The organism is Neglectibacter sp. X4, from assembly GCF_009917365.1.
Taxonomy (GTDB): Bacteria; Bacillota; Clostridia; order Oscillospirales; family Acutalibacteraceae; genus Acutalibacter.
Genome location: NZ_QWLE01000070.1, coordinates 1 through 8,901, shown reverse-complemented (window position 1 = coordinate 8,901; position 8,901 = coordinate 1). Strand labels below are relative to the sequence as shown.

Sequence of the window (8,901 nt, the reverse complement as noted above, 5' to 3'; positions counted from 1 at the left end):
CATCAAATATGGGGGGATGAATATTTCAGTAAAAGCAATAACACCATTACTGTTCATATTCGGCATCTTCGTGAGAAGATGGGAGATTCATTTGAAGAACCACAATATATAAAAACAGTCTGGGGGTGTGGATACAAAATTGAAAATTAAGATTTCAAAGACAACTACACTAATTGGCACTTGTATCCTCGGCATTGCTGCATGTTTTGGATTGTATTATCTGGTAGATAAGGTTTGGAACGGCTTTTTTGTGGACTGGTTCACGGCTAAATACATGAATACGCACGAGGTTTATTCTGCTGATGTGGGAAAAGATATTCTCGTTACAGAGCCTTTGTGGTCGGAGCTGAAAGTATTTATCTTGACAGTTCTGATTATAATCGTACTTATCTGCATTGCAATTACTTTTGCGGTTGCAAATTTACATGCAAAGGCAGAAGTAAGAAAATCCATCACTGCGACCTCGGTGATGCTGCATGATTTTATGATAGAAGAAAAAGGAAATATAGATATTTACCCAAAAGAGTATGCCGAAATTTCAGCCCAGATGTCCGAAATAAAATCCACGATGCAGCGGCATGAACAAATGTTAAAGGAAGAAGCAAGCAGAAAAAATGATTTGATTGCTTATCTTGCACATGATTTAAAGACACCGCTTACCTCTGTTATTGGATATTTAGCATTATTGGATGAAGCACAGGATATGCCGATAGAACAAAAAACAAAATATGTAAATATTGCATTAAGCAAAGCACTTCGTTTAGAAAAGCTTATCAACGAATTTTTTGATATAACACGATATAATCTGCAACAAATTGATTTGGAAAAAGAATCTATAAACCTCTGTCATATGTTGGTTCAAATGACAGATGAATTTTACCCGCTTTTAAATGCTCATGGTAATCAAACAGAGGTATGTGTTGATGAAGATGTAACAGTTTATAGGGATTCTATGAAGTTAGCCAGAGTTTTCAATAACATTTTAAAAAATGCGATTTATTACAGCTACCCAGATACGATAATTAAAATATGGGCTGAAAGCACAGATACGGATGTTTGGATTTATTTTTGCAATAAAGGAAAGACAATTCCCGCAGGTAAGCTAAATTCTATTTTTGAGAAGTTTTTCCGTATGGATGAAGCACGTTCGACGAATACGGGCGGTGCAGGATTGGGGCTTGCGATTGCAAAAGAAATCATAACACTGCATGGAGGTAAAATTACTGCCGAAAGTGAAAACGAATCAACAACTTTCCGTATCTCTTTACCTGTAACACATTAGTAAAATATATAGGCTCTCTTAGCATTTTCTTGGGAATTAGAAAATTGAATATTAAAGTATGGATAGCTTCTGTTCAGTAGAATGAATACTGAATAGAAGCTATTTGCTTTGTATGAAAAAGGAGGACTTCATAATGAATCAACAAAAGAAAGTTGCTGTTTTTTTGGCGGCTGCTCCACGGAATATGCAGTTTCGTTACAGTCGGCATATGCGGTAATTAAGTGTATTGACACAAAGAAATATGTACCAATCTTAATAGGCATTGCCCCTCACTCTGGCAAATGGTACTGGTATCAAGGGGAACTGGAAAAGATAAAGGAGGATAATTGGCAGTCAGAAGAAAACTGTACGCCAGTATTTCCGTCTTTTGACAGAACAGTTCACGGGTTGTGTTATTTGGACAATCATCATTTAGAGATAATTTCATTCGATGCTGCATTGCCAGTTTTACATGGAAAGAACGGAGAAGATGGAACAATTCAAGGGGTTCTGGATTTGATGGGGATTCCTGTTATCGGATGTGGTTTATTATCTTCCGCTTTATGTATGGATAAAGAACTGGCTCACCGTATCGTAGAAATGAACGGAATAAAAGCTGCACGGTCTTTTACTATTAAGACAAATTATTCAGAGGAAATGGTTCAGAAAAAAGCCCTAGAGCTTGGTTATCCTTTATTCGTAAAGCCTGTACGGTCTGGTTCATCGTTTGGGATTTCAAAAGTCTTACATGAACAGGATTTGCTTTTAGCAATCGAGAGTGCCTTTGAGCATGATTCTACCGTTATTCTGGAAGAAATGGTTGATGGTTTTGAGGTTGGATGTGCAGTTTTGGGGAACAAGGATTCCGATTTGATTGTGGGTGAAGTTGATGAAATTGAATTGTCGGATGGATTTTTTGATTACACAGAGAAATATACATTGAAAACTTCCAGTATTCATGTACCTGCACGTATTTCTCCACAAAAGGCAAAAGAAATTAAAGAAACAGCTCTTGAAATTTACAAAGCATTAAGTTGCTGCTGTTTTGCAAGGGTGGATATGTTTTTGACTCCCGCAGGGGAAATTTATTTTAATGAAGTAAACACAATTCCCGGCTTTACGGAGCATAGCCGTTATCCCAATATGTTAAAAGAAGCAGGTCTGCCATTTGATGAAGTAATCGGACGCTTGATTGAAATGGGGGTATCGAAGTGACACAGATTGAATTAACAAAAGACAACACTTATCATGGGAACTTAATACTTGTAACGCCAGATTATCCGCTTATGAAGTTCCCGTGTATGAAAGATATGCAGCCAGCAATTAAGGAACAACCAGAAATACAGATGAATGAGCAGGCGGCTAATTTATTACAGCTAATATTAGCAAAAATTCATTGCAAAAATGAAATTGTAGCTGTAAGCGGTTTCCGCACACAGGAAGAACAGGAAAAAATATGGAATGATACGTTAGCCAAAAGCGGTCTTGATTTCACAAAAAAATATGTGGCAGTACCCAGACATAGCGAGCATCAGACAGGACTTGCCATAGACCTTGCAGAGAACAAGGAACAGATTGACTATATCTGCCCGCATTTTCCATATACGGGGATTTGTGGGGAGTTCAGAGCGACCGCTCCCCGATTTGGTTTTGTTGAAAGGTATGTGTCTGGGAAAGAACAGATAACGGGTATTGGAGCAGAACCGTGGCATTTTCGCTATGTGGGTTATCCCCATTCTGTCATTATGGCAGAAAAGGATATGGCTTTAGAAGAATACATTTGCTTTTTAAAGGAAACTACCGATTTAAGGCATCCTTATATTTATAACAGTTCTAAAGCGGACAAAATCGAAATTTCGTATGTTTTTTTAGATGGCGGTCACTCTATAAAACTTGATGTATCGGAGATGTCGCCGTATATGATTTCGGGTACAAACGAGGGAGGGGCTATTTTAAGTAGATGGAGGGAATATTATGCGTCATAAAACATTTGCAGGAATAGATTATTTCCGCTTAGTGGCTGCTTTCATGGTAATTGCAATTCATATATCGCCATTGTCAGTCTGGAGTGAGGGAATTGATTATTTAATTACCTATTGTATTGGGAGAATTGCTGTTCCATTTTTCTTTATGACGACAGGATATTTTGTATTAGCTCCCTATGTGCTTAGCAATTTTAAAAAGAAATATCCTCTCCGTAAATACCTTGTTAAAAATATAAGGCTGTACCTCATTGTGACCGCTGTTTATATACCTATTTCAATATATTCTGGGAATATGCCAAAATCTATCTTGGAGTTTATAAAGCAGCTTCTTTTTGATGGCACGTTCTATCATTTGTGGTATTTTCCCGCCGCAATTATTGGGTGTGTACTTCTTGCGTGTCTAACAAAAAAATCAGTTCAGACAGCAGTTTACTTTTCGCTCATTGCTTATGTGATAGGAGTATTTGGTGATTCTTATTATGGTCTTATAGAAAACGTGCCTTTACTACGCACGTTATATACTGGCATTTTCTATGTCAGCAGTTATACAAGAAACGGTATTTTCTTTGCGCCAATTTATATCCTGCTCGGTATGCTGCTGGCTGTTCCCGAATTTCATTGTGGGGAACAGGTATGTAAATGGGGACTTGCATTAGCATCGTTACTTATGCTTTTAGAGGGATGGATTACTTATTCTTTCCATATCCAAAAGCATAATAGTATGTATTTCTTTTTGCTGCCAGTGATGTATTTTTTGTTTCAATTACTGCTTAAAGTTTCTGGGAAAGCTCCCGCTTGGATACGAAATGGTTCAATGGTGCTGTATATTATTCATCCTGCGGTAATTGTTGCCCAACGGTTAATCGCTAAAGTGACAGGACTTACAAAAATACTTGTGGACAATTCTTTTTTACAATATATTTCGGTCTGTCTATTGTCATTGGCAGCCATGTTTATGATTCAAATGTTTTTTGAAAGGGGAGGTAGAAATGTATCAAAAAGGTAGGGCGTGGATTGAACTGGATATAGACAATCTGGCTTACAATATAAGGCAATTCAGAAAAATACTTTCTCCTAAGTGTGCGATTATGCCCGCCGTTAAAGCAAATGCCTATGGACATGGTGCTGTCCTCATTGCAAAAGCATTGCAGGATTTGGAAATTAAAGATTTTTGTGTGGCATCAGTAAATGAAGCGGTTGAGCTTAGAAAAGCAGGGATTTTAGGGCAGATTTTGATTTTGGGATATACCTCGCCAAATCAGTTTTCTGATTTGGTGAAGTACAATCTTACACAAACCGTAGTTGATTATCCCTACGCAAAACTGCTGAATGATTTTGGACAAGCCATCTTTGTCCACATTGGAATAGATACGGGTATGCATCGCTTAGGGGAAAGAAGCGAAAATATAAAGGAGATTTGTAAAATCTGGGAGTTTGATAATCTGAAGATAACAGGCGTATATTCCCACTTGTGTATGTCAGATGGAGCTAGTGATGCGGAACGGGATATTACTCTGAAACAAATTGAGGAATTTAATATGGTAATAAACTTTCTGCATAGAAAGGGAATACATCATTTTAAAACGCACATACAAGGAAGTTATGGCGTACTGAATTACCCCGCTTTAAAGTTTGACTATGCACGTTTAGGAATCGCACTTTATGGTGTATTAAGCTCTCCGAAAGATAGAATTATTTCTAATACAAAATTGAAACCAGTTTTATCATTAAAAGCCAGAATTGCGTGTGTAAAGCGATTACATAAAGGCGAAGCACTCGGCTATGGTCTGATTTATAAGGCTGGAAAAGAAATGCAGATTGCTACTGTTGCAGTCGGATATGCAGATGGGATTCCCCGTGAATTGTCGAATAAGGGATTTGCTTTGATAAACGGGCAGAAAGCAGCCATTGTCGGTCGTGTTTGTATGGATCAGCTAATGGTAGATGTGACAGATATTAAGGGCGTGTCTTGCGGGGATGAAGCCATATTTATTGGGAAAAGCAGAAACAGTGAAATCATGGCTGCTGACCTTGCAGATAGTATAAACACTATATCAAATGAGATTTTAAGCCAATTAGGAAGTCGTTTAGGCAGAGTATCAATAAAAAAATAATAGCGGAAGATAGCATTTTCTTATAGGCACAGCAGGAAGTTTAGAATAAGATTTTTGATTGGATTTATAACTCGTCAAATAAAAAAACAGCGTTTTGGCGGGTTGTATTTTCATGCAAAATAGTTTTTCTCTCCAAATCTGTTTCAAGTTTGGAGGGATTTTTATTGCCTGCAAATAGCAAGTTCCATTTACATATATCATATCGGGGATGGGTGGACAGCCTGTCAAAAAAATCCTTGTCAGTGCAAGGGGGATTTCTACCCAAGAAGTAGAAGTCAAATTTCTACATATAAGAACCAAAATACCTATAAACCGTAAAGGTGCGACAGCCCTTACGGTTTTTCTTTTGTCGTTTTTTGTTGGAACACGCCGTAAGGCTATTTCTGGCGTTGGATGCCGTTCACCGCCTGCCAATCTGGATTATTCAAAAAAATTCAGATTGGAGGTAACGGATTATGGCGTACAACAAAGCCAGAGAAGAAAGAAAGAAAATGGCGGCTATGGAAAGAAGCCGAAGAAAAGCAGCTTAAAAGCTTGGGTGTCAGCGAGGGCGATATTGAAAAGCTCCGTGTCCATGATTGGGCGGTATTCAATTCCGACAGACGGTACTATGAGAAATTGCAGGATACGGGTACATACCTTGAGGAAGTTGCAGAGGACACGGCACAGCCCGAAGTAAAAACAGTTGAGGAATTTTTGGACAGCATTGAAAACCAGCGGCTATATCAGGTCTTGATTAAGGTGGACAGGCTTATCATCCAGATTGCCTTATGGAAAATGGATGGTTACAGCAGCATGGAGATTTCAGAGAAATGCGGCTTATCTGTAAGCGCAGTCAACTTCCGTGTCTGGCATCTCAGAGAAAAATTAAAAAATATTTTATAACCATCTAATATTTCGGGGTTTCCCATCGGCTACTAGGTGAGAGGACAAAAAACTCTCACCCAGTTTTCCTATGTATGGCGAAAACGGGACGGCTCTTTGAAAACCGAATAACCATTCACCAAATACATTCTCTTTGTGGCTGTAATAAGCATAAGCGTGTGCAGCGGTACGCCATGACCCGCCGAAAGACGGCAAGCGGAAAATACCGACTGAAAATATCGGGCAGCTCCCGATTCCGCCAAGACCCACAAAGAGGACAATGATACTCCCGTCCAGCCACAGTCCGAGCGGTAACCAGTCCGCCGCAGGCAATGGGGGCGGCTCTGTCAGACCGACAGTTGGGGTGCAACTCCCGTGGCGTCAGTACGCTGCTGACCGTTTGGTGACTTCCCTTGCGTTATACGCATCAGCATTTTCGGGGTGTCGGGGACAAATAGAAAATGCCTTTTATCATAAAGCCAGATGCAGGGCGGTCAATGAAAACAGAGTTTGTTTTATGCTCTCCCGACCTTAAATACTCCCTTGTATCTGACTACTACATAGGCAGGGTATTCCTGCCTAAATCCAGATGGAGGTTATAAAGAATATGGAAAGAACAATTAGGCGTGGCGACATTTACTACGCAGAGCTTAATCCCGTTGTCGGTTCGGAGCAGGGCGGCACACGACCCGTACTTATCATTTCCAATAATATAGGAAACAGGCACAGCCCGACAGTCATTATCGCTGCCATTACGAGCCGAGTGCAGACAAAAGCGAAGCTGCCGACACATACTGCCGTGAAAGATTACAAAGGGCTTGATAAGGACTCCATTATCCTGCTTGAGCAGATAAGGACGATTGACAAACAGAGGTTAAAACAGCATATGGGTACAATGCCCACGGACATAATGGCAAGGGTTGACAAGGCTCTTGCCATTAGTATTTCTCTGAGGGGAGGTAGCGATGAAAGAGATAAAAATTGATGATTATTCCGCCGCTCTTAAACTTATTGAGATACTCCTTGAAAAAGGATTGATAAACCAAGCCACATATACAAATATTGTGAAACACTCAAATTCGCACATTTCACAAGCGGCTTAAAAAAGGATAGAATGGTGTTTAGTTAAAGGAGGTATGCTTAATGAATACATCAGTAAACGAATACAATTACAGATTTAAGCTCACGGATTATGCGCTATTTGACAGAAATCGGGAAAGGAAAGTTGCTATTTACGGTCGTGTTTCTACGGAACACGAAGCACAGTTGTCCGCACTTGAAAACCAGTTGCAGTGGTACGACAACCAAGTAAAATATCATCCGAACTGGTCTGTCTGCGAACGGTATATTGATGAGGGTATCACTGGAACACAGGCGAAAAAACGCCCTGCATTTTTGCGTATGATTGAAGATGCCAGAAACGGTAAATTCGACTTGATTGTAACAAGGGAGGTTTGCCGTTTCGCTCGGAATGTCGTGGACACTCTTGTAGTGACAAGAGAATTAAAGGGTATTGGCGTTGAGGTATTTTTTATTGATGATAATATCTGGACGATGGACGGTGACGGAGAGTTGCGTCTTTCTCTTATGGCAACATTGGCACAGGAGGAAAGCCGCAAGACTTCCGAACGTGTGAAAGCAGGTCAGAAAATCAGCCGTGATAATGGTGTGCTTTACGGGAATGGAAACATTTTAGGATATGACCGTGTAGGAGATACCTATATCATCAATGAAGAGCAGGCAGAAACGGTTAGGATTATATTTGACTTGTATCTGCAAGGTTATGGTTCAATGAGAATTGCAAAAATGCTGACAGAGCAAAAAAGGAAAACGGCATCAGGAATTGTAAAATGGAACGTATCTAATATTATGCGGGCGATTAAAAATGCCACCTATACAGGAATGAAATGCTATAACAAGTCAAGAAGCAACAATTTTTTGGAGCAAAAGAGGATTAACAATCTGGATATGTCCACTTATGAATATGTAGAGGGCGATTTCCCTGCCATTGTTTCGCAGGAGGTATGGGACAAAGCCCAGAAGATAAGGGAAAGCAGGATGAAGCCGTCCGTAGTGTCAACAACAAAGACAACGCATAGCAAACGTGATTCCAAAGATATATGGGTAAACAAGCTGCGTTGTTCCTGCGGCTCATCTTTCCGAAAAGATAAATGGCATACAAAGCTGGATGGTAAAATTTCTTATGGTTATCAATGTTACAATCAGATAAACAATGGAAATAAGAAAAAGCGGGAAGCTCTTGGTTTAGATACGGAAGGATATTGCGACATTAAGATGATAACCGATTGGAAACTTGATTTTATGGCGAAAGAATTGTTAGAGCATCTCTGGCAAGACAGAAAGGCATCGGTTATTATTGCGGTAGACCTTATTAAGCGTTATTACAAAGACGAAAGGCTTAGCGAAAATCAACATGATGCGGTGTCCATCAAAGCGAAAATCGACAAGGCACAAACTCGCTTGACAAATCTTATTGCTATGAGGGCGGACGGTGAGTTGTCAAAAGAAGAATATCAGACCATGCGGAAACCTATTGATGCCGAAATCCAACAGTTGCAGGAAAGGTTAAATCAAGCACCAAATGATGAACAGCCGAAAAGTGGACTTGAATTAGACGGAATAATCAGTACGTTGAATACACTGATAGATTTTAGTG

General features: G+C 39.7%; 9 protein-coding genes and 1 pseudogene. All 10 read left to right on the top strand.

The features are described 5' to 3' along the window. On the top strand, positions 1-150 hold a 150-nt coding region (locus tag D1841_RS15370; protein WP_160644463.1), incomplete at its 5' end, for a helix-turn-helix domain-containing protein. Continuing rightward, positions 140-1,282, top strand: coding sequence for a sensor histidine kinase KdpD (locus D1841_RS15365; RefSeq protein ID WP_201751348.1), 1,143 nt, complete (start codon positions 140-142; stop codon positions 1,280-1,282). The genes D1841_RS15370 and D1841_RS15365, both read left to right, overlap by 11 nt. Before the next feature lie 133 nt (positions 1,283-1,415). After that, positions 1,416-2,476 (top strand): annotated as a pseudogene (gene vanG, locus D1841_RS15360) (D-alanine--D-serine ligase VanG). Further along, positions 2,473-3,246 (top strand): D-alanyl-D-alanine carboxypeptidase family protein, encoded by a 774-nt coding sequence (locus D1841_RS15355; RefSeq protein ID WP_217925345.1) that lies wholly within the window; start codon positions 2,473-2,475, stop codon positions 3,244-3,246. The pseudogene vanG and the gene D1841_RS15355 overlap by 4 nt, the downstream one beginning before the upstream one ends. Further along, on the top strand, positions 3,236-4,252 hold the full coding sequence (locus D1841_RS15350; RefSeq protein WP_160644456.1) for an acyltransferase family protein: 1,017 nt from the start codon (positions 3,236-3,238) through the stop codon (positions 4,250-4,252). The genes D1841_RS15355 and D1841_RS15350 overlap by 11 nt, the downstream gene beginning before the upstream one ends. After that, entirely contained in the window at positions 4,236-5,360 is a 1,125-nt protein-coding gene (gene vanT, locus D1841_RS15345) for a serine racemase VanT catalytic subunit (protein ID WP_160644454.1), read from the top strand. Before D1841_RS15350 ends, vanT begins: the two co-directional genes overlap by 17 nt. A gap of 393 nt (positions 5,361-5,753) precedes the next feature. Next, on the top strand, positions 5,754-6,245 hold the full coding sequence (locus D1841_RS15335; RefSeq protein WP_237076416.1) for a sigma-70 family RNA polymerase sigma factor: 492 nt from the start codon (positions 5,754-5,756) through the stop codon (positions 6,243-6,245). Positions 6,246-6,831: 586 nt separating this feature from the next. After that, a complete protein-coding gene (locus D1841_RS15325; RefSeq protein ID WP_160644452.1) occupies positions 6,832-7,209 on the top strand; it encodes a type II toxin-antitoxin system PemK/MazF family toxin in 378 nt (125 codons plus the stop codon). After that, positions 7,190-7,327 (top strand): SHOCT domain-containing protein, encoded by a 138-nt coding sequence (locus D1841_RS15320; RefSeq protein ID WP_166554282.1) that lies wholly within the window; start codon positions 7,190-7,192, stop codon positions 7,325-7,327. The genes D1841_RS15325 and D1841_RS15320 overlap by 20 nt, the downstream gene beginning before the upstream one ends. 40 nt (positions 7,328-7,367) lie before the next feature. Next, positions 7,368-8,901: recombinase family protein (locus D1841_RS15315; protein ID WP_160644450.1), on the top strand; the 1,534-nt coding region annotated here is incomplete at its 3' end.